Origin of the sequence: Paenibacillus prosopidis (assembly GCF_003337375.1) — a bacterium.
In the GTDB taxonomy this organism is placed as follows: domain Bacteria; phylum Bacillota; class Bacilli; order Paenibacillales; family Paenibacillaceae; genus Pristimantibacillus; species Pristimantibacillus prosopidis.
On record NZ_QPJD01000012.1, the window covers coordinates 156,949 to 178,478 of the forward strand.

Annotated in this window: 21 protein-coding genes; 6 read left to right on the forward strand and 15 right to left on the reverse strand. The window is 48.8% G+C overall.

Translation table 11 applies throughout. The features are described 5' to 3' along the window. Positions 1-176: 176 nt before the first annotated feature. Positions 177-1,046, forward strand: coding sequence for an AraC family transcriptional regulator (locus DFP97_RS19480; RefSeq protein WP_114381860.1), 870 nt, complete (start codon positions 177-179; stop codon positions 1,044-1,046). 110 nt (positions 1,047-1,156) lie between these two features. Beyond that, complete coding sequence (locus DFP97_RS19485; protein WP_114381861.1) at positions 1,157-2,386, forward strand: NAD(P)/FAD-dependent oxidoreductase; 1,230 nt, start codon at positions 1,157-1,159, stop codon at positions 2,384-2,386. A gap of 92 nt (positions 2,387-2,478) precedes the next feature. On the opposite strand, the gene DFP97_RS19490 is transcribed toward DFP97_RS19485, so the two are convergent. Next, complete coding sequence (locus DFP97_RS19490) at positions 2,479-3,036, reverse strand: general stress protein (protein ID WP_114381862.1); 558 nt, start codon at positions 3,034-3,036, stop codon at positions 2,479-2,481. A gap of 190 nt (positions 3,037-3,226) precedes the next feature. Here DFP97_RS19490 and DFP97_RS19495 point away from each other — a divergent pair, with 190 nt between their 5' ends. Then, positions 3,227-4,414 carry a magnesium transporter CorA family protein gene (locus DFP97_RS19495; RefSeq protein ID WP_114381863.1) on the forward strand — a complete coding sequence of 396 codons (1,188 nt, stop codon included), beginning with the start codon at positions 3,227-3,229 and terminating at the stop codon, positions 4,412-4,414. 90 nt (positions 4,415-4,504) lie between these two features. Here the strand turns inward: DFP97_RS19495 and DFP97_RS19500 are convergent, their stop codons facing one another. Further along, a complete protein-coding gene (locus DFP97_RS19500) occupies positions 4,505-5,473 on the reverse strand; it encodes a Gfo/Idh/MocA family protein (protein WP_114381864.1) in 969 nt (322 codons plus the stop codon). A 151-nt stretch (positions 5,474-5,624) separates the two neighbouring features. Between DFP97_RS19500 and DFP97_RS19505 the strand changes: the two genes are divergently transcribed. Continuing rightward, a complete protein-coding gene (locus tag DFP97_RS19505) occupies positions 5,625-6,440 on the forward strand; it encodes a lipase family protein (RefSeq protein ID WP_245976436.1) in 816 nt (271 codons plus the stop codon). Positions 6,441-6,559: 119 nt separating this feature from the next. Here the strand turns inward: DFP97_RS19505 and trhA are convergent, their stop codons facing one another. The 13 genes from trhA to DFP97_RS19570 form a co-directional block, all read right to left on the reverse strand. Next, positions 6,560-7,204, reverse strand: coding sequence for a PAQR family membrane homeostasis protein TrhA (gene trhA / locus DFP97_RS19510; RefSeq protein WP_114381928.1), 645 nt, complete (start codon positions 7,202-7,204; stop codon positions 6,560-6,562). A gap of 79 nt (positions 7,205-7,283) precedes the next feature. Continuing rightward, positions 7,284-7,979: a hypothetical protein gene (locus DFP97_RS19515; protein WP_114381865.1), complete on the reverse strand. Its 696-nt coding sequence runs from the start codon at positions 7,977-7,979 to the stop codon at positions 7,284-7,286. Positions 7,980-8,232: 253 nt separating this feature from the next. Continuing rightward, positions 8,233-8,436 (reverse strand): hypothetical protein, encoded by a 204-nt coding sequence (locus DFP97_RS19520; RefSeq protein ID WP_181873592.1) that lies wholly within the window; start codon positions 8,434-8,436, stop codon positions 8,233-8,235. Positions 8,437-8,468: 32 nt separating this feature from the next. After that, positions 8,469-9,386 carry a TRM11 family SAM-dependent methyltransferase gene (locus DFP97_RS19525; RefSeq protein WP_114381867.1) on the reverse strand — a complete coding sequence of 306 codons (918 nt, stop codon included), beginning with the start codon at positions 9,384-9,386 and terminating at the stop codon, positions 8,469-8,471. Between the two features lie 26 nt (positions 9,387-9,412). After that, positions 9,413-9,739, reverse strand: a complete 327-nt coding sequence (locus tag DFP97_RS19530; protein ID WP_114381868.1) for a LapA family protein — start codon at positions 9,737-9,739, stop codon at positions 9,413-9,415. Between the two features lie 99 nt (positions 9,740-9,838). Continuing rightward, entirely contained in the window at positions 9,839-11,002 is a 1,164-nt protein-coding gene (mmsB, locus tag DFP97_RS19535; RefSeq protein ID WP_114381869.1) for a multiple monosaccharide ABC transporter permease, read from the reverse strand. Positions 11,003-11,007: 5 nt separating this feature from the next. Continuing rightward, positions 11,008-12,540, reverse strand: coding sequence for a multiple monosaccharide ABC transporter ATP-binding protein (mmsA, locus tag DFP97_RS19540; protein WP_114381870.1), 1,533 nt, complete (start codon positions 12,538-12,540; stop codon positions 11,008-11,010). A 91-nt stretch (positions 12,541-12,631) separates the two neighbouring features. After that, positions 12,632-13,711 (reverse strand): multiple monosaccharide ABC transporter substrate-binding protein, encoded by a 1,080-nt coding sequence (gene chvE / locus DFP97_RS19545; RefSeq protein ID WP_114381871.1) that lies wholly within the window; start codon positions 13,709-13,711, stop codon positions 12,632-12,634. 198 nt (positions 13,712-13,909) lie between these two features. After that, complete coding sequence (locus DFP97_RS19550) at positions 13,910-15,130, reverse strand: response regulator transcription factor (RefSeq protein WP_114381872.1); 1,221 nt, start codon at positions 15,128-15,130, stop codon at positions 13,910-13,912. 15 nt (positions 15,131-15,145) lie between these two features. After that, entirely contained in the window at positions 15,146-16,939 is a 1,794-nt protein-coding gene (locus DFP97_RS19555; RefSeq protein WP_114381929.1) for a cache domain-containing sensor histidine kinase, read from the reverse strand. A gap of 90 nt (positions 16,940-17,029) precedes the next feature. Further along, on the reverse strand, positions 17,030-18,043 hold the full coding sequence (locus DFP97_RS19560) for a substrate-binding domain-containing protein (RefSeq protein ID WP_114381873.1): 1,014 nt from the start codon (positions 18,041-18,043) through the stop codon (positions 17,030-17,032). A 102-nt stretch (positions 18,044-18,145) separates the two neighbouring features. After that, positions 18,146-19,222 (reverse strand): Gfo/Idh/MocA family oxidoreductase, encoded by a 1,077-nt coding sequence (locus tag DFP97_RS19565; RefSeq protein WP_114381930.1) that lies wholly within the window; start codon positions 19,220-19,222, stop codon positions 18,146-18,148. Between the two features lie 50 nt (positions 19,223-19,272). Beyond that, positions 19,273-19,839 carry a hypothetical protein gene (locus DFP97_RS19570; protein ID WP_114381874.1) on the reverse strand — a complete coding sequence of 189 codons (567 nt, stop codon included), beginning with the start codon at positions 19,837-19,839 and terminating at the stop codon, positions 19,273-19,275. 373 nt (positions 19,840-20,212) lie between these two features. Here DFP97_RS19570 and DFP97_RS19575 point away from each other — a divergent pair, with 373 nt between their 5' ends. After that, complete coding sequence (locus DFP97_RS19575) at positions 20,213-21,157, forward strand: class 1 isoprenoid biosynthesis enzyme (protein WP_114381875.1); 945 nt, start codon at positions 20,213-20,215, stop codon at positions 21,155-21,157. Positions 21,158-21,271: 114 nt separating this feature from the next. Next, positions 21,272-21,514, forward strand: a complete 243-nt coding sequence (locus DFP97_RS19580; protein ID WP_114381876.1) for an NHLP leader peptide family RiPP precursor — start codon at positions 21,272-21,274, stop codon at positions 21,512-21,514. Positions 21,515-21,530 lie beyond the last annotated feature (16 nt).

Here is a 21,530-nt window from a genome sequence, read left to right on the forward strand (position 1 = left end):
AGTGTGTATTTTAATTCTACTTCAGTATAAGGTAAGCCCCTCAAAAACGAAATGGCGCAAAGTGCTCATTATATGGATTTATGTGACTTCTCTACTGATTGCTGGACATGCTATGATAGTGAAAACACTGCAAGTGATAACATTTCAATTCGAATATAAAGCAGGTGTAAAGTAAAATGCGGCAGGATATGTACACGGTGGCTTCAAACCCTATTATCACGCAAGGGGCGAACAATCAGTTGAATGTATTGTTTGCCGGAGAGAGTCAGACCAAGCCGCTGCACCGACTCGGACCGAAGGTTTACGACTTCTATTTAATGCATATCGTACTTGAAGGCAAGGGAACTTTCGTTTGTAACGACAAAACGCATACGCTGCATGCGGGTCACACCTTCCTGATAGAGCCGGAGCAGCTGATCAGCTATGAATCGGACAGCGACGATCCTTGGCGTTACCGCTGGGTCGCCTTTAACGGCGCGCATGCGGCGGAGCTTATAGCTGCCGCAGGATTTTCGCATGAGCAGCAGGTTGTGTTCTCAGCCGACAGACGGCGAGCCGGCATTTTATTCCGGCAAATCTACGAGACGTTTCGCCGCAGCGGTGCAGCTGCGGATTTAAAGGCTGCCGGCTATATGCATCTGCTGCTGGCTGAATATAAAGCATTGCTGCACGCCTTAAGCGGCAGCTCGCTCCGCACCGCGCAGGCAGAAAACGATCATCTGCTCCAGCAGGTTGTCCATTACTTATCGACGCAGTACGCGCATCCGGTGTCGATCGAGCATATGGCCGAATCGCTAGGCTACAACAGAGCTTATTTGTCACGCTTGTTCAAGCAGCGCACCGGCGTGTCTCCGGTTACCTTCCTTCTAAAGCTGCGCATAGACAAAGCGCGGCATATGCTGCGCGAGCGTCCGGAGCTGACGATCGAGCAAATCGCCGCATCCGTCGGCCTGCAGGATGCGCTCTACTTCTCCAAGCAGTTCCGCCGACTGCACGGCCAGTCGCCTACCGCTTATCGCGATGCGATGCGGTCCTTGCGGGAGTAAATGATAGCGAGTGGCAATTAGGATGAGCTCGATGAACCATGACGATTTGATCGGTTTCCGTACGCTTCATATTCTTAAAAATGGGTATAATAGCTCAGGGAGTGATACCAATGAAGGAGCTCTATTCAGGCAGCTTATTTTGGCCGGGTACGCTAAGCAAAAAAAGAGACTATCCGCCGTTGAGGCAAAATAAAAAAGCGCAGGTCGCGATCATCGGCGGCGGTATGTCCGGTACAATATGCAGCACCGTTTTTATCCGCAGCGGCTTGTCTGTTATTATGCTCGAGCGCGGACAAGTTGCTGGCGGGAGTTCATCGGCGAATACGGGTATGCTGCAATCCTTCAATGACATCATGCTGTGCGATTTGATCGAACGGATCGGAGAGCGTGATGCGATAAGCTTTTACAAAGCTTGCAATCATGCAGTAGACTTACTGGCTGCGGAGGCGGCGGAACTGTCCGTCGATGTAGCATTCAAAAGAAGAAGCAGTCTATATTTTGCATCAACCGACCAGGATTTCCCCAAGCTCATAAGAGAGTACGAAACACTTCGCGCCTGCGGTATCGATGCACAGTTTTGGAATGCGGACGACATTGCCAAGCATTTCCCTTTCCGCAAGTCCGGCGCTATCGTGTCACATGGCGACGCCGAAGTGAATCCTTATCAATTCGTTAACGCTTTAGCGAAAGCGGCAGCCGATGCCGGTGTTGAGGTCCATGAGCAAACCGATGTTGTGGAGCATATTACGCTGCCTGGCGGCCTTCATCGCCTTCGAACGGCGGACGGATTCGAACTAGAGGCAGAGCATGTCGTTTACGCCGTTGGCTATGAACCGGAGGAGCTTCGCGGCAAGTTGATTAAAGCGAACTTGAACCGGTCATTCGTAATGGTTACCGGCATACAGCAAGACCTTCAAAGCTGGCATGAGCGGTTTCTCATTTGGGAAACGGCGCGCCCTTATTTATACTTACGCACGACAGTCGACGGCCGGGTGGTCATCGGCGGACTCGATGAAGAACCCGGGGAGCCGCTTCACGGCGAGCAAGCACGGTACAATAAAGGCGAAATGCTGCATAAGCAGCTTCAAGCGCTATTCCCGGAGCTGCGGGCTCCTATCGAATACGTATGGAGCGCCACCTTCGGCGAGTCGTGTGATCAATTGCCGTTTATCGGAGCGGATCCGGCATGGAAAAATGTTTATTACTGCCTGGGCTACGGTGGTAATGGTTCTGTATTCAGCATGCTCGCCGCCCACATTTTACGCGATCTCATTTGCGGGTATGAAAATCCGCTAACGAACATCGTTAAGCTGGACAGAAAATCATTAACAAGTGTTTAAACAAGCTTAATTAAAGAAAAGCCTTACTTGGAGCAGCCTGCATGGTAACAGCTCAAAGTGAGGCTTTTCTTTCTATCGTCGTTTACTGATCGTTAAGCTCCGGCAGCAATTGCCGATGCATTGCAGCTGCGAAATACCGCCTCGGCTGCGCTTAGCCTGGACAAATCCGGCCCGCCTTCTTTGTCCAGCAGCGACTTGCTGTCATCGGTTTCAACAACGACAAGGATGGAGCCGCTTTGCAGCGCCTGATTGCAAATATGCGCCTCCTCGTCATCAAGCCCCAGCGCTTGAAGCACTTCCTCATGCTCGTCTTCATCAAATAACGCGGCAGCGCCGTAAGAATATCCGCTGCCTATATAAGGAGCAGTTCCATATCCGGCTAATGCATACGCACCTGCCATTCCAGTCCCGCTGGAACCGGCAGCCGCTGCAATACCCAAAGCTCCTAGTCCACGACCATGATCTGAAGCGTCTTCCAACTCTCTGACCTCATCTACGTGCACATCGCTTTCTGCCTCAATACGCCTGGAATGCTCCGAATCCTTCGCCAGCACCTTCAGCTCGCCTTTAACGAAGCCTGCTTGTTCCAACTGCTGAATGGCTTCTATCGCTTGCTGCTGTGTATCGAACACGCCAATTTTTCTCGTCATATAAAGTCCCTCCTAACCAAGCTATGCTTGGTATGCCCAATTTTTTACGGATTAAGTCGCTTTTTGCAGGCATGTAGCCCGGAGTACCTTATGGACTTCTTTAATCCGCAGCACAGGTTGTGCATCATTGCCGTTCGGGTTATGATGGAGGAATAAGTATTGGAAAATCGGACAAGCAGGAGGCAAAGCGATGTTCCATCGGATGCTTCGCTATCCCGCAGGATGGGAATGGCATGTACTGCAGCAAGTTAGGCAGCAAGCTGCAAGGCAAGAGCCTTTGCCTAGCAGAAAAAATATGCTTAAACAAACGGCTGTCATGGGTGACGCGCAAAGAGCAACCAAAATAAACGCAAAAACAACAGAACAGGATGCAGCTGAGCAGCATGCCGATAAGCTAAAACGGCTTTTTCCCGAATGCGCATCATGGATTGATGAATGTGAGGGCAGACGGACGAATCAAATTTCCGTCGGGAATGCTGCGGGATCTGTTCAAATGCTCTACGGTACACTAGTATTCCAGGTTTCGGATGACCAGTCTGATACGCAGCCGTTTCACTTCTGGCTTACGAACGAGCGTTTGATCACGATGCATGAAGATATGCGCCTTCCCCTGCGGCTGCAATCCGTGGAGCATATGCAAAAGCTTGATAGCTGCGATACAGCCCCAGAGGCGTTATTCATCATGCTCAGCATCATTCTCGAAACATTCCATTCGGGTCTAGATGGTTTCGAAACACGGCTGGGCGAACTGGAATCGACGATGCGCAAAGAAAACCGTACGGGTCTGATTGATGTCATTTTCGAGAGAAGATATGAGTTGCTGCATTGGAGCCATCTGTTCATTCCGGTAAGAGAACTGCATGGCGCTGCCAAGGAAGCGTTCATGACTGAGCTGATCGATACGGAAGGCTTTAAGCGGATAACGCACAAGCTAGAGAGGATCGATGCGCTTCTGAAGCATTACGCGCTCGAGATCGATACGCTTATATCAATGGATGACGCTATCTCCAGCTTTCGCGGCAACGATATTATGAAGACGCTAACGATATTCACTGTGTTGTTTCTTCCTGCTACGGTAGCAGGTGCAATATGGGGTTCTAATTTCGATCATTTGCCGTTGAAGGAACATAAATGGGGCTTTGTCGGTTTGATTTCAGTCATTGCCGTCATTACAATCATTATTTATATATGGCTGTGGAGGAAGGGCTGGACAGGCGATTTGCTGAACGGACGTAAGCCGCAGGAAATTGTTGCCGACACATCGACATCGGGACGCACGCGAAAATCCCGTTCGAAATCAAGCAAAAAACATTCTAAACATACTTCAGCAACGGCTTCGTCCGTCACCGAACCGCTTTCTAGAAGAAAGCGGACTTAACATTCGCAAATGATGCTGCGTCCCGGCTGCGTAAATAAAGTCCGTCAAAGAAGTGACAATTAACCTTCTTAGACGGACTTTTTCATTGGCTTACAGCTTTACCGGCAATCCAGTGCGTGCAGATTCATTAGCAGCAATTGTCACTTTATGCGTTAGCCATGCGTCCGCGTAAGTCGAGCGAATCCGCGACGTATCCCCCGTCTTGACCGCATGGAGAAAAGCTTCATTTTCCAGCTCGTATGGATTGCTTTGGTTCGCATATTCCGTCTTACGCCCTGCTTCCACGTCCAGCAAACCGCTATGACCTAACTCAAGTACACCTTTATCCGTATAAATATGCAGCCCTGCACGATCACCTGCCGGAATAGCGCAAGTATTGCTAATCGTCGCAACCGCACCCGAGGCAAGCTTAAGCGTAACCGTTCCTACATCAGGAACGGAGACTCCCTCCTCAATGCTCCCCATGATTCGGCCTCCATAGGCTGCATATACCTCACTTACTTCACAAACCGTATAGCGGAGCAGGTCCACAATATGTGTTGTTTGCTCCACAAACTGACCGCCGGAGCCGTGTATTTTCCTCCACCAGCTTACGCCAGGCATGGAGCCCATCCAGTAGCCAAGGGCCATTCCGACCTTCCGCTCATGCAGCAGCTCTCTCGCACGATCCGTTCCGTCCATATAGCGAAAATGATACCCAACCGACGTAATAAGCTTCTTTTCCTCGATTCCCTTCAAAATAGCTGAAGGTATTTGTTCGTCTAATCCAATCGGCTTTTCCACCAAAAAAGGGATATTCCGCTCGATTAATGCGGTTTCAATTTCTCCATGCGCAAATGGCGGTACGCATATGTACACCGCATCAAGCTTGCGGTCATCGAGCAAATTGTGAATGGAGTCGTAACCACGGGCCCCCTCGTATTGCTGCGCCGCGCGTTCCGCTTTCTGCTGGGTCGTTGCTCCGAATGCGGCTACCTTTACGCCTTCGATTTTGGAGAGCTTCTCCGCATGCATCATGCCAAACCAGCCTGTTCCGACAATTCCTACCTGAAGCGTCATTGTTGGTTCCCCTTTCAGAAATGGCTTTACTTTCCTGATTATACTTGTCCTTTAAGAGTGAAGTCCATTAATAATCCGCTGGTACCCATTAGCCTGCGCTTTCATACAATAAAACATCGATATAATCGCGTCGCATGAGCGGAGGGATGATATGGGAACAAACATGCGGAATACGCTTGTAACGCAGGAGCTGGATCTTCGGTCTGCCCTGTTTTTGGCTGCGGTTTGCGGACAAACTTACATGCAATTCAATAATAAGGACGGTTTATTTCTTGTACCCAAAGCTTACAGTATTGCAGGCGAATTCACAGCCAAAGCTTATGACAGCAGCGAGCTCAGGTTCGGCTTTGTGTTGACATCGGACCGCGCCTCTATCCTTGCGTTTCGCGGCAGCGGTTCTGCAGTGGATTGGGTATCCGATTTCATTGCTCAGCAAACGGCCTATCGTCCCGTCAAAAATATCGGACTTACTCACAAAGGATTTACCGATATTTACATGTCCGCCCGTAATCAAATTTTCGACATCCTGAAGCAGCTTCCTACCGACAAACCGTTGTTTTTGACCGGCCATAGCCTCGGCGGAGCACTCGCTACGCTTGCCTCCATAGATATTGCCAGCAATTCCGGGTTTACGGCGCCTATTGTGTATACGTTCGGCGCACCAAGAGTCGGCGACCCGAAATTCGTCCGCAATTATAATTCGATCGTCGGCACGCATTGGCGTTTTCAAAATGAATTTGATATCGTTCCGCATTTGCCGACACTCGTTTACCAATCGCCCAAAACGAAGCAAACCTACTATTACATGCACGTAAAAGGCGAGGTTAAGCGCTCGTTCCGTATGGGCTCGATTGCCGGAAACCATGTTCTGTCGAGCTATTTTGCCGACCTGTCACGTGAGGACCCGGCTTTTGCCGTCTCCATCTGCGCGGAACCACCCGGCTGGTGCCCCGATATTGAAACTTAAAAGCGGCTGCAGGATGGCCGACCACTTTTTTTGCGGCACAAAAAAGTGAGGACAATCTCTTCGCCGCGATGCTTCACGGCGAGTGAGATTGTCCTCACTATTTTTTGTTTATTGATTCTTTACGACGGCAGCACATACAGCAAAATCGCAAAGAAATGTACAATGGAGCCTCCGAGTACGAACAAATGCCATACCGCATGGTGATACGGAAAGCTCCGCCACATATAAAATACAGTACCAACCGTATACAGCACGCCTCCGGTCACAAGCAGCTGCACCCCTCCCGGAGCCAGGTGAGTCGTCAATGGCTTCCAGGCAAACACAATAATCCAGCCCATCGCAATATAGATCAGCGTTGATGTAAACAGAAATCTTGATGCAAAAAACGATTTAAATACGACACCGGCTACCGCAGCTCCCCACACGATTCCGAAGAGTACCCAGCCGAGCGTTCCCTGTACAATATGGAACAAGATCGGAGTATACGTTCCTGCAATAAATACATAAATGAACGAATGGTCAAGCGATTCAAACACCCGCTTTGCCTTCCCTTCAGGAAAGCTATGTACGAGCGTAGATGCGGCATACAGCAGCAGCATCGCAGAGCCGTATATCGTGAAGCTTACAACATGAAAAGCCGTTCCTTTCGTTGCCGCGAACACGATAAGCAATACAAGCGCCGCGACGCTCAGTCCAGCCCCGATGCCATGTGTGACGGCATTCGCGATTTCCTCCCGTTTAGAGTACGTATGGGTATTCGCCATAGGCGGCTCACCTCCTGCTTCGTTAGCCTTTTCCATGCTTTGTGTAAGCACCAGCTAACCTGCTCCTTATTTTAAAGGATCAGACCCATCCTTTCAACCACACGCGTACTCGATCAATCGTTTTGTCTAAATTACAGACTGCTTCCTGATCTGTATACGGCTTCGTATGGCGAAAATAATCGGCGTGGCCGCCTACCGTCGGAATTCCCTCTACGTAGCCGGGCGCATACTTCAAGCTGTTCCAGCGGGGCATCGCATACCTGTCTCTGCTCCATCCTCCCCAAGTGCCAATGCGGCTGATCGGATCATTCAGCTTGCCCAGGCTGTTAACGGAATGAAAATAGCTGACACGGTCCTGCAGCAATGGGTCAATAGGATTTCTCGGTGAACCGACCTGTACAATGCGAAAGTCATTAATTTCGCCATTTTCATGCAGCATTTTCGCGGCCTGATAAGCAGCCGCACCGCCGCCGCTGTGTCCGATCAGCAGCATACGATCGCAGGTTAACGTTTGTTTTATTTTTCGAAGCGCAATTTGTCCACCGATTCGTCCTGCCCTCATTCGGTTGGACAAGTCGCTCTTTACCTCGAGCACTTGTCTGACTACGCTGCGGCTGGCATCACCGTATGGGAAAACCACATGAATAGCAGATTCTATCCCGTCTGATTGGAACAATTTTTCCAGCTTTATTTTGCATTCGTTAAATATGCTGTTGGATGTTGCCACACCGGCAAGCAAGTATATGCTGATTGGTGATGGTTTGATCGCCGTCATAACGAATCCCTCCGCAATAAATTAATGTATCTTCATTATGTGGGGGCACAGCGCGATTCATTCTAAATGTACCTGTCCATATTTTACGTAAAATTAATTTATTTGGTGACATATCCTCAGCATTTGCTTTTATTTTGATGGATATTCCATATCCGTTTACCGTAAATGTGCGCAAAAAACAGAGCGCCGAGCTGTTGCCAGCTAAAGCGCCCTGTCTTATTGCTATGCGGTGCGGAAAATTTCAATCCAGCGGTTATACACCCATTTTTTTACGCTGATTGTTTACTTTCTTCGTGTTCTGGCTCTTCATCGCCTGCGTCCCCGTGGATAGGTGTTTCTGGCCTGGCACTACGCCAGCCTGCGCTTGCTTCTTCTGAGCGAGCAACTGCTTCGCTTTCTCTGCTTGCGTCAGCTTTTTCGGCTGTTCCGCAGATTCGTTTTGATCAATTGTAGACATAGGTTCACCTCGCTTCATGCACTACATACTTCTTATTCTACTACAGTTATATATCTGGTAAAAGAGGCTTTACTCAAGGTTGTGAAATCGATGATCCGCCATGCAGCCAGCTCCAGCTGACGTCCGATCGGTTCAGTCGTAACAATGACCGCTCGTTTAGCCAATCTCCTCACACTCTCCAGCATAGCAAGCTGCTCGTCCTCTGGCAACACCGAGCATAAATTGTACGGCATATCTACAATTGCTGCATCATAATTGGTTTCCAGCTGCCGCATATCACCAAGCTTGACCCGATCCGGATAGCCAAAATGAGCCAGATTCACCCGAGCGCCGCGCACCGCGAGCGGATTGAGATCAACGCCTTCGATATCCATGCCCATAGACATGGCTTCTATGAGAACCGTCCCCATTCCGCAGCAAGGATCGATCATACGTATACCCTGATCCTCTTGTCCGGCTGCTATATTAACGATTGCCCGGGCCGCTCGTGTCGGGAGCGCCGTCGAGTAGTTTTGCGGCTTGTTCTGGTGCTTCAGCCAGATTGCGCCGTTCTCCTCGCAAAGCCCAAAGTGCCATATTCCGTTCAGCTTTGTCAGTCCGAACAGCCGCTCCGGCTTCCGCATATCTGCTTTGCCTTTAATCGCCGCACCCGCGGTCCGCTCCAGCAGCCGCCGCTCCTCATAGCTAAACGGCTCATCGCCGGAAGTAAACAATACCTTAAACGTTTTTTCATCGAGCTCAATCGACGTGAGCTTTAAAGCCAACTCCTCTAAGCTGTTCGCCTCAAGCATGACCTTGATACGCCGTTTTATGAAAGGACTGCGATCCACCGAAAGCCCACATGAGCTAATAATAATTCCGCCGCCGACCTTCTGCCCAAACAGGGTTCGCAGCTCAAGCTCGCATAATGAAGCTTCATCTTCGTGGCTTGCATATGTATAAATAAACATCAATGTCCTCGCAATCTAAGCCTGAGCTATTCGGTAGACGGGACTGGCGCCGACTCTTTCGATTCCGTGCGTACAGCTGCATGTATTCCGAACAGCTCCGTCTCAGCCGTCAGCTCAGACACCTGCTTCTCTAACATCTTCACCTTGCGCTGCAAACGGATTTGACGGATCAGGCCAAGCAGCCCTACCGTAAGACCGCCAAGTAATGTCGAAGCCAGAATAACGAGAATAAGCGGAAGCGTTGCTTTCGTAAACAGGAAATTTACTTCTACCGGCTCGACATTAATAACGGCGAATATCGCAATAATAAGCGCAAACACTAACGCGGATATAAGTACCCCTTGTCCCTTCATGTCGGATTCCTCCCTTTCCAGAAATCATAACACAAACCTCATCCGTTCGCCTAAAACAAAAAAGAGGGCGCCCGACTCGTCGGACGCCCTCCGTTCTACCTATGAAGCTTTATTTTTGTTGTAAATATCGAAAGCAACCGCCATCAGCAGCACCATGCCCTTAATCCCCTGCTGCCAATCGATGCCAAGCCCGACAAGCGACATCCCGTTGTTCATGACGCCCATAACCAAACCGCCGATGATAGCCCCGATAACCGTACCGATACCGCCGGTTGCCGACGCGCCGCCGATGAATACGGCTGCAATTGCGTCAAGCTCGAAGTTGACGCCCGCTTTCGGCGTTGCCGCGTTCAGACGAGCCGCAAACAATAAACCAGATAGCGCAGCGAGCACGCCCATATTGACGAACACCCAGAACGTCATTCGTTTTGTTTTGACGCCGGAAAGCTTAGCTGCTTTCTCGTTGCCGCCGAGCGCATAGATATGGCGGCCCATAACCGTCTTATTCATAACAAAAGTGTAAACGACAACTAGGATGAACAATACGATAAGGATATTCGGAATACCTTCGTAGGCTGCCAGAACATAGGTGAACAAGTTGATGATCGCTACGATTCCAACCAGCTTCAGTGCAAACAGAGGTGCCGGAATGACACCAAACTGATAACGCTGCTGCGTCAACCGATTGCGCCATTCTGTAAATACCAGTACAAGCGAAAGCATAAGTCCAATAATAATCGTCAGTACATGAATGTCACCGCCGCCGAACCAATCCGGAATAAATCCGGAGCTGATGCTTTGGAACCCTTTTGGAAAAGGGGAAATCGACTGTCCGTCCAGCACGACCATCGTCAAGCCGCGGAACAATAGCATTCCCGCCAACGTCACGATAAACGATGGTATTCGTACATAGGCGACCCAGAACCCTTGCCAAGCACCGACGAGTCCGCCGAATAGCAGCGACAGTACGATAGCAACAGGATAGGGAATCTGCATATCTACGATCAATATGGCCGAGATCGCGCCAACGAAGGCGGCAACTGAACCGACGGATAGATCGATGTGCCCGGTAATGATAACGAGCAGCATGCCGATAGCGAGCACAAGAATGTAGCTGTTTTGCAAAATAAGATTCGTAATGTTAAGCGGCTTCAACAAAATGCCGTCGGTTAATATTTGGAACAGCACCATAATAAGAACGAGTGCGATAATCATGCCGTATTGGCGGATATTGCCTTTGAAAAGCTTGCTTAGTGCTTCCATCTGTCCTACCCCCTGCTCTTCGTCATAAATTTCATCAGCGTCTCTTGAGAGGCGTCCTCACGGCTTACCTCGCCGGTCAGTCTTCCTTCGCTCATCACGTATATGCGATCGCACATGCCGAGCAGCTCCGGAAGCTCTGATGAAATGATCAGCACGCCTTTGCCTTCCATGGCAAGCTGATTAATGATCGTATAAATTTCGTATTTGGCGCCGACGTCGATGCCGCGTGTCGGTTCATCGAGTATAAGCACCTCCGGTTCAGAGAAGATCCACTTGCTCAGCACGACCTTTTGCTGATTGCCGCCGCTTAGATTGCCCGTCTTCTGCAGGACGCTTGGCGTCTTTATGTTAAGCTTCGTGCGGAAGCTCTCCGCTTCAACGATTTCCTGATTATCATTCACGACTAAATTGCGCGAAATTTTTTTCAGGCTGGTCAGCGTTATGTTCCGTTTGATGTCATCGATTAGTATGAGGCCGTAATGCTTGCGGTCCTCGGTTACATAGGCGATGCCGTGGTCGATCGCTTGGTTAATGGTGTTCAGCTGTACCCGTTTCCCGTGAAGAATCGTTTCCCCGCTAATCCGTTTGCCGTACGACTTACCGAAGATGCTCATGGCAAGCTCCGTCCGCCCGGCGCCCATCAGTCCTGCTATCCCTACAATTTCGCCTTTGCTGATACGCAGGTTGACATCGTCGATGACTTTGCGTTCCTGCTGCGTAGGGTGATACACATTCCAATTTTTCACTTCGAATATGGTACCGCCGATTTTCGGCTCGCGCACCGGATAGCGCTGGGTCAAATCACGGCCAACCATCCCTTTAATAATCCGGTCTTCCGTGATGTTGTCCTTCAACATATCGAGCGTTTCAATCGTCTTGCCGTCACGCAAAATGGTAATGGAATCGGCAACCTTCGTAATTTCATTCAGCTTATGCGAAATCATAATCGAGGAGATGCCTTGCTTCTTGAATTCAAGCAGCAGGTTCAGCAAATTTTCGCTGTCCTCTTCATTCAGCGCAGCGGTAGGTTCATCAAGAATAAGCAGCTTCACTTTCTTCGATAGCGCCTTCGCGATTTCAACAAGCTGCTGCTTGCCGACACCGAGCATCGAAATAAGCGTATTGGGCGATTCATTCAGACCGACCGTTTGCAGCAATTCCCTTGTCTTAATGATGGTGTCATTCCAATTAATGATGCCTCTTCTCGATTGCTCATTGCCTAGAAATATATTTTCCGATATCGAAAGCTGAGGGATCAGCGCCAATTCCTGATGAATGATTACGATGCCGAGCTGCTCGCTCTGCGTAATGTCTTTAAACTCGCATACTTGTCCTTTATACAAAATATCGCCAGTATAAGAGCCGTGCGGATATACACCGCTTAATACTTTCATCAGCGTAGACTTGCCGGCGCCGTTCTCTCCCATGAGCGCGTGAATCTCGCCTTCCTTAACCTGCAAATTCACATTTTCAAGCGCTTTGACGCCCGGAAACGTCTTCGTTATATTTTTCATCTCGAGGATGATGCCTGTCGTCATGTCATGATCACGCCCTTAGTGTTAATAAAAACGATTTAGTGACAGTCTGGGCAACCATCACTAAATCGTAGGAGCACCTCTATATTACGAATTATTTAAGTTGGTCTTCGGTGTAGAAGCCGCTGTCAACGAGTGCTGTCTTGTAGTTCGATTTGTCAACCGAAACCGGCTCAAGCAGGTACGAAGGAACAACCTTCACGCCGTTATCGTAAGTTTCTGTGTCATTTACTTCAACTTCAGTGCCTTTCAAAATGCTGTCAGCCATCGCTACCGCTTTTTTCGCAAGCTCACGTGTATCTTTAAATACCGTTTGCGTTTGCTCGCCTGTGATAATCGATTTAACGGAAGCAAGCTCAGCGTCTTGGCCGGTTACTACTGGAAGCGGATTGCTGTCCGAACCGTAGCCAACCCCTTTCAAGGAAGACAAAATACCGATGCTGATGCCGTCATACGGTGACAATACAGCGTGTACTTTCTCGGATGCGTAGTTTGCGCTTAGCAGGTTATCCATACGGGATTGAGCAAGCGCGCCGTCCCATCTGAGTGTAGCTACTTGGTCCATTGTCGTTTGCTTGCTGCGAACGACAAGCTTGCCGTTATCGATATAAGGCTTAAGAACTGACATCGCTCCGTCGAAGAAGAAGTAAGCGTTGTTGTCGTCAGGAGATCCAGCGAAAAGCTCGATGTTGAATGGTCCTTTACCGTCTTTCAGGCCAAGCTTCTCTTCAATATAGGAAGCCTGCTGTACGCCTACTTTAAAGTTGTCGAATGTAGCGTAGTAGCTAACATGCTCTGTTTTCTTAATCAAACGGTCATAGGAGATGACCTCGATACCTTCTTTGTTCGCTTTGCCAAGCACGTCGCTCAGCGATTCGCCGTCGATCGGCGCAATAACGAGAATATCGACGCCTTTTGTAATCATATTTTCAATTTGGGATACTTGGTTTTCGATTACGTCTTCCGCATACTGAAGATCTGTCTTGTAGCCGAGTGCTTCGAACTCCTTAACCATGTTCGCTCCGTCGCCTACCCAGCGCTCGGATGATTTCGTTGGCATCGAGATGCCGACAAAGCCGCTGTCTCCGCTACCTCCGCTATTATTTGAACCTCCGCATGCTGCAAGTACGAGTATAAGTGCCGATACAACAAGTAATGCCAACCCTTTTTTCATCTGTGTCTATCCCCTTTCATCTCTATCAAGTTTGCTGTTGCACACTAAATATACAATCGGGAGCCATGTATCGTCTTTGCAATAAAGCTACCTTTTTTATAAAAATTCAACCTTGGAACAAAAAAATATAAAAAGCCCCGTAAGCGCCTAAATGGCACGTACAGGGCTTTTGATGATTCGATCGCGCTCTAACTGTGCTTAGCCGTCCTCCTCCTGAAAGGCAGCACCTTTGCGGTATTGAATAGGAGAAACGCCGACCGCCTTTTTGAAGGCGGTGCTGAAGTAATGCTGCGTATCATAACCGACCTTTTCCGCGATTTCATTGATTGGCAAATCAGTCGCATTAAGCAATTGAATCGCTTTCGAGATGCGCATCTGGGTCACGAGGCCGACAAATGACGTGCCAAGCTCCTGCTTAATGATACGACTCAAATAAACCGGCGATACATTCATCAAATTCGCAAATGCTTCAAGGCTCATATCCGCTTCCATGTATGTCTCCCGAATGTAGTCCTTCGCCCGGCGCACAAGCGGAGACATTTGCGTTTCCTTGTAGATGCTCGATTTGCATTGCCTGTAGACGGCCGGAACGGACAATAGTCCTTCCTCGACCGGCTGCATGTGTACCTGTATGGATATTTTCAGATAGGCTTGAACCGCATGCTGCATATCAGAAATAAGCGCTTCAGGCACCGTGCCCCATACAATAAGAACAATTAAGCCTGCATGTTCGCGGAACAGCGTTATTTCATATTCCACCAGTATTTCTGACACAATATTTTCAATGGCAAACAAGAAGAGCTGACGGTCGTTTTCCTTCCGCAGCGGTACGCTCGCATTCAGCTCAGGCCAACGGATTACGCCGAGCAGGGTTGGAGCATGTGTCGGAAGCCGTAAAAACTCCAGCTGCTCCACCAGCTCCTCCTCCGTCATCGTTCCTTCAATCCACTCCAGACAGAAACGTTCGCGCATGAGCGGAAAGTTTTTGACAATTTGCTTGGATGCCCGCTGCAAATGCTCCTCCTGCCGCTGAGCCGTCTCCAGATCATGACGGATGCGTGTAAGCACCTGCCGCAGCTGTTCTGCATTGGCCGGCTTCAAAATATAATCGTCTACACCTAGCCGGATCGCTTCCTGCGCATAGGAGAATTCATCGTGGCCTGTAATGATAATTATCCGGCATTGCGGCAGCTTCTGACGCAGTTCTTTCATAAGTGTAATACCGTTCATAATGGGCATATTCAGATCTACCAACGCAATATGAATCCTATGCTGCAGTGCCAGCTCGAGCGCTTCTTCTCCATCCTCCGCTTCCGCGCATACACTCATGCCAAGCGACGGCCAATCGACCGAGTCCCGTACGCCTTCACGAATAATCGGCTCATCGTCGGCGATTAATACTCTCAATAAGCTATCCAATGGAACGCCTCCAATCTACCCGGATATATCTCTCAAAATCGGATGCTCAATCGTCACAGTCGTGCCCTTGCCTTCCTCGCTGTCAATGATCATGCCGTAGCGGTCGCCGAAGGTCAATTGAATTCTCGCCTGTACATTAAGAACGCCGTAGCCTTGCTGCTCCTGGGAATCCCTTGATTTCACGATATCCTTAGGCTCCTTCAGATCTTGATCCGTATCGCCAGGTGCGGCTGCCGCGCTTTCCAGAAGCTTCCGCAGCTGCTCTACCTTTTCCGGCGGCATGCCGACACCGTCATCGCTGACGCTGAGAATAAGGATACCGTCATCCGCCTTCGCCGTAATCGCGATATGGCCGGGGCCTCTCCGTTCCTTAATACCATGGTAAATCGCATTTTCTACAATAGGCTGAAGCAAAAGCTTGAGTACGTATAAATGTTGAACGTCCGGACTCACATCAAGCGTATAGTTCAGCTTATCCTTATACCTGGTTTTCTGAATGACAAGATAGCTCTGAATATGCTCGATTTCATCCGAGAGCGGAATGATGTCGTGGCCTTTGCTGAGCCCGATCCTGAACAGCCTGGACAATGACTGTACAACCTCGGCCACGTCCTCGGCTCCTTTTTTGCGTGCCATCCAATGGATCGTATCCAGCGTGTTGTACAAAAAATGCGGCTTAATATGCGCCTGCAGGCTGCGCAGCTCCGCCTCACGCTTCTGCAGTCCCTGAAGCTCGGTCAGGCTAAGCAGCTTGCTCATTTGCGCCAGCATCGTATTGAAGCTGCGCCCCAGCATGCCAACCTCATCTTCGCGATCGCCCCAATAGCGGATCGTCAGATCTCCGCCCTCCGCTTTTTGCATAAACGACATGAGCTGATGAATCGGCCTGGACATCGAGTGCGCCAAATAGATAGCCGCTGCAATGCTTAGCAAGCAGAGGAAGAAAACGAACGTAATGACATAGAAGCGGATTTCCTGGACCTCAAGCGCCGACTCCTGCGTGGAGAATACACCGACGGTCGTCCAATCCGTAAAGGTTGATTTGCGGTAAATGAATTGAAGTTCTTCACCTTCCACAGACTGGGAGAACGTGCCTGCGTTGCCTTCCATAACCCACTGCCTCGGAATGTCGCTAATAATCGGCTTTGCAGGAGAATAAATATGACCTCTGTTGTTGTCTATAACAAGCAAATAACCGGTTTTCCCTAATCTGACATCCTTCACTGCCTCAGCGATGACGCGCAGCTTCAGATCGATGAGCACAACGCCCTTCACCTGCTGAGTATCAGGATCGAGTATCGCACGGACAACGGAGATGACTTCCTCCTCCTTGTAATTCGCGTGACTCGTAATGTTACGCTGGTGCGGCTTACCGACAATTTTGAAAATACCTTTGCCCGCAACCGCCTCCTTAAACCAGCTCTCCTCCGTCAGAGGCTGGGCGCTGCGCGCGTACAGCTCGTTGCTTATATATTCGCCATTGCTATTAACGACCATAATGCCGGCGATTTCCGAATATAACGTCGTGAAGCCCTGCAAAAATTTACGCATGCTATACTCATCATCCGCCGGCTCCCCTTGGGCCGCCCGGCTGTCGTTTCCATCTAAAAATTTCTTCACTCCGGGGTCAAACGCAATAAGATAGGTCATATTTTGCATATTGCTGACGTAGAACTCGAGCGACTTATTCACTTTGCCGATGAGCTGAAGCGTATTTTCATTGACCTCCTTGCCCACAATTCGTTCAACCGTATAATCGATGAGCAGCCCGAGCCCAATCGAGGGCAATATACTAATAAGCAAAAACATAATAATCAGCTTATAACGTATCGGCAAATTATTTAATTGAAAAGATTTTAGCTGTTTCAATGGCACCCTCTCATTTCAACTGCGATTCCGTTATTTCGCATAGAAGCTGTCAACATTTTGCTGCGTGACGACGGTTATGCCCGTATCGACGAATTTCGGCAGCGGCGATCCGTCTTTAATATCAGTTGCGCTCTGCTCTGTCATGTTGTGATGGAGATGGAACAAAAACTGCAGCGACCAATATCCCATATTCCACGTTCCTTGGGCAAGCGTAGCCGAGATTGTCCCTTCCTTCACCATATCGAGCGTACCTTTGTCAATATCAAAGCTGATGATCTTCACTTTATGATTATACTCGAATAATTGTCCGACACCGACTCCGCCGTTTGCTTCCGTTACAAATATGCCCTGCAAATCGGGATGCTGCTTCATGACCTCGGCGGCTGCCTGTCCGGAAACGAGCTGATCGCCCTTGCCGTCTTTGATTGCCACCACTTCTATTTCCGGATACTGCTTAAAAATCGTCTCTTGGAAGCCGACCGTCCGGTCCTGATGATTCAGCTGGTTAGGAAGAGTCACAACGGCGACCTTCCCCTTCTTGCCAATCAGCTCGGCCATCTTATGCGCTGCCGTAACTCCCGCATTATAATTATTGGTAGCAAGAAAAGAATACGCCTTGCTCTTATCAGCGCCCGCATCGAACAATACGATCGGAATACCCGCTTCTACCGCTTTATTAATGGAATCGGTCAACGCATTCGCGTTAATGACCGACAATGCGATACCTGCCGGTTTTTTGGCGATAACCTGCTCAAGAACCGTAACCTGTTCATTCACATCGTACTGCGTCGCCCCGCGGTATTCAACCGATACGTTAAGCGCCTGGGCGCTATCCTCGAACCCTTTGATCGCCGTTTTCCAATACTCGATGCCGGAGAGAAAAGTGACCATTACGTATCTCTCATCGATCGTGCCGCGCAGCCCTTCATCCATCTGCTCCCAAGGATTCGAATCGGCATTACGGGATCCATTATTTTGGTTATAGAAAACGAACAGCATGAACGTAATGATGAGCAAGCCATAAATGACGAGAATCCTTTTCATTTTATTGTAACCCCTTTCATATGAATAAGCCGCTGCCCCTAAGGGTGAGCGGCTTCCGCTTATAACTCATAGGTATTCTATTATTGTACTCTACATTTGCAGCTACATCCAAACTTGCTTTTCTGTCGTAATCTTCATTCCTGATTCTACTGCCCTGCCCATCAATATGGACAAATAATGATCCTGGGCCGCCTCAGCCAAGCTGTAAAAGGAGGCTCCTTCACCCGCGGCATACTTACCCATGTTAAGCAAACAAGTCGCTATCGCGATCTCATCATCGCTAAGCCTTGCCGGAGCTGCCGGATTATGGTACAGCCATTCCCCGTCCGCCATCACTCCGCGATGATAATAGCCCTCCAAATTGCCATGATGACCCGTATCTACTCTGCGCAGCTCCGTATAGACCGGTGTTTTGTAATTTTGCAGGTAACTCGCTTCCGCATCAACCAACTCGCCCTTGCTGCCTCTAACAAGAATTCGGCTGCGCCTTATCCAAGAGAAATATTGATCGCGCGTAAAATCGTAAACGGCCAGCTTGTCGCCAAAGCGCAGCGATACGATATGCTGCTCCGATTGAATGACGTGCTCCTTAGAAGGATCTCCTTTCCTGTCCGGGCCTTGCACAATCGGTGAAACAAAGCTTTGCCCGTTAATAACGGCTTCCTCGAAGCCGATACCAAGCAGCTGCCTTATGAGGCTTATTCCGTGATAGTCATGAGCAGCAGAAACCTGCACATGCTTGATTTCACCCAGCTTGCCGGAGCGCGCAAGCTGGATGCGCGCCGCATGCATGGGCTGATACAAATATTGCTCAGCCACCTGTACCTTCGCTCCCCTGGGCAGCGAGCTATACAGCGCGCTAAGCGCCACTAAATCAGCTGCGGGTGGCGTTTCGGCCAGCACCGGAATATTGCGCTGAGCCAAGCTGCGAATGAAATCCGGTGCGGCTGTTCGCGGCACGGAAACAACGGCAAAGCTATAATGAGCCGACTCCGCTGCAAACTGTTCCAGCGTCCGAACGGTCGGAATGCCCCATTTGGCTTCCATCGCATGGCTTTTCTCCTCGTCCCTAATAAGCATCGTATGAATACGAAACCGTTCAGGCATTGCATTTGCAATACGAATGTAAAACTCCGCTCTCCAACCGCCTCCGATAATACCGAAACTAATAATGGACATGATCATCAATCCTTTCCAAAGAAAAAAGATCTCCACATAAGAGATCTTCGTTAAGCGGTTTGAAATGTTCCTGTCGCTTGCATTTCCTTGCAGCCTGTATAGGAATGCAGCTTTCCGTGATATACTAACTCAAGCATTGCCGTATTTTCCAAATCGCCCGGCCTTACAAAGAGCGAAGGCTTATTCACCAAACTCACGCCGCCTTGCTCGAAGACCGATGCCACAAACTGGGAGCAGAAGTATGCGTGTTCCCGTTTCATCTCAATGTTGAACATAATGCCGAGCATACCGAGCAAATTGTATTTATACAGCTCACTATTTTGTTCCATATGATGAATTTGCGTTCTGATGTTCATATAAGCGCCGTGACTAACCGTGCATCTGTAAAGCGCGCAGGTCGAATGCTCAAAAAATTCGCTGCGCACGTCCTCTTTCACAAATCCCGCAAAAAAAGGATTGTTCGGATTTTTCCTGCCGAAGCTGTATACCTCGTTCAAATCCCGGTCGAATGCTATAGAAGCATGATTCATAGGATCTTTCGTAAACCACTTAATCGTCCTAGTAAATAACGTTCCTGTATCCGTCAAAAGCACATAAATTTCAGCATCTCTACTCATGCCGTACTACCTCCACATTAAAGAACTTTCATCTAGGTATTAACTTTAATGCAGGAGAAGGAATTTCTAAACCTGCTCAGGTAATAGGTGCATCCTCGACCTTAGTCCAGTTTTGTAAGCATAGTTTGACAGATGATTGTCCCGCAACCTTTCGAACTACTATACCTTGTCTCCATTTTACTGGATATTCACATTTTACTCAACAAGGAGATCGCCCTTTTCTGTCTCATCTTTAAAAAATTGTTAACTTTTGCTTGTGAGAGACGTGATATAGTAGGAAAGAATTGACACCGTTCATTTTCTATTTATATGCCCGAAATTGCATTTTAGTATGAACGAAACAATCTATTCGGTCGTCACGGAGGATATTGAAATGGAATGGTATAACCGTTATAAGCAGCAGCTCGAGTTCATTTATTCGGAGGCGGAGCGCCGGATCGCAGCATTTCCCTCACCGTTAAATACGATTGGTCTTGCATATGCGGACAAGTTCAATCCGGTCAAACATGAAAGCGGTAAAGATTACATCTGCTGCCTGCTCCCCTTTTGGATAAAAGAACCGGCTGCGATCAGCGATGAGCAGTGTCAGCGGCTGGCATTAGCTAATATATATGGAATGCTTTATTTCTTTATACAGGATGACGTAATGGACAGCAGTCCTTCCTCTAATTGGAAAGAGCAGCTCGCGCTCGGCAATCTGCTGGTGCTTGAGATGTTCAGCGTATTTCGTCCCTTGTTCCCTTCGAACTCACCGTTCTGGGATTACTATAACCGTTATGTGACAACCTGGGCGGACAGCGTAATGAACGAACAGAATGATGATTACTTCGTCAATAATCCGATCCGAACGGCCGGGAAAGCGGGTCCGGTCAAAATCGCAAGCACGGGAGCGCTGCTGCTATCCGGGCGTGATGAGCTTATCGGTACCATGGAAGAAGCAGTAGATATCGTGCTCATGACGCTGCAGATGTCCGATGACTGGGCGGACTGGAAGGAGGATTTGACGGAAGGCAGCTACAATGGCTTGCTGGCGATGATCGCTGCGGGTGGAGCTGTGAAGGAACCATTAACTTTTCAGGAGGTAGAATCGTCGATCTATGTCCGTGGCTGCATGAAGCAATATGCGAATATTGCTTCTGACAATCATGAGCAGCTGCTTTCGTTGCGGGTGGAAGCAGGCGAACTACTAGACTTTCATGCCTATCTCGTAAATCATTTGGACCAGATTGCCGAGACTTTAGACACAAATAGATTGCAGCTGCTGAAGGGCGGACTGAATTACTTTTTGTCTACTAAATCAATTAAAAAGGTACTATAGATTCTATTTTGACCATAATTTGTCGAATTCTTGTAATTTTATATAGAAATTGTCGAACGGGCATGATAGACTGAGTATGGTAAACTTATACATATTCGGAAGGTGATGATTATTGTGTCCGCAGAGCAAACGTTAAAAGATCAAATCATTCAAAAAGCTTGGGAAGATGCCGAATTCAAAAAACAACTCCTCGCCAATCCGAAAGCAGCCGTTAAAGATGCCTTTGGTATTGAAATACCGGATACAATTGAAGTGGAAGCTGTGGAAGAAACAGCTAACAAATATTACTTAGTCATCCCGCAAAGTCCTGCAGATGCTGCGAGTATAAATAATGTAAATGGCGCCGCTTGGGAATAAATTCATACAAAAAAGC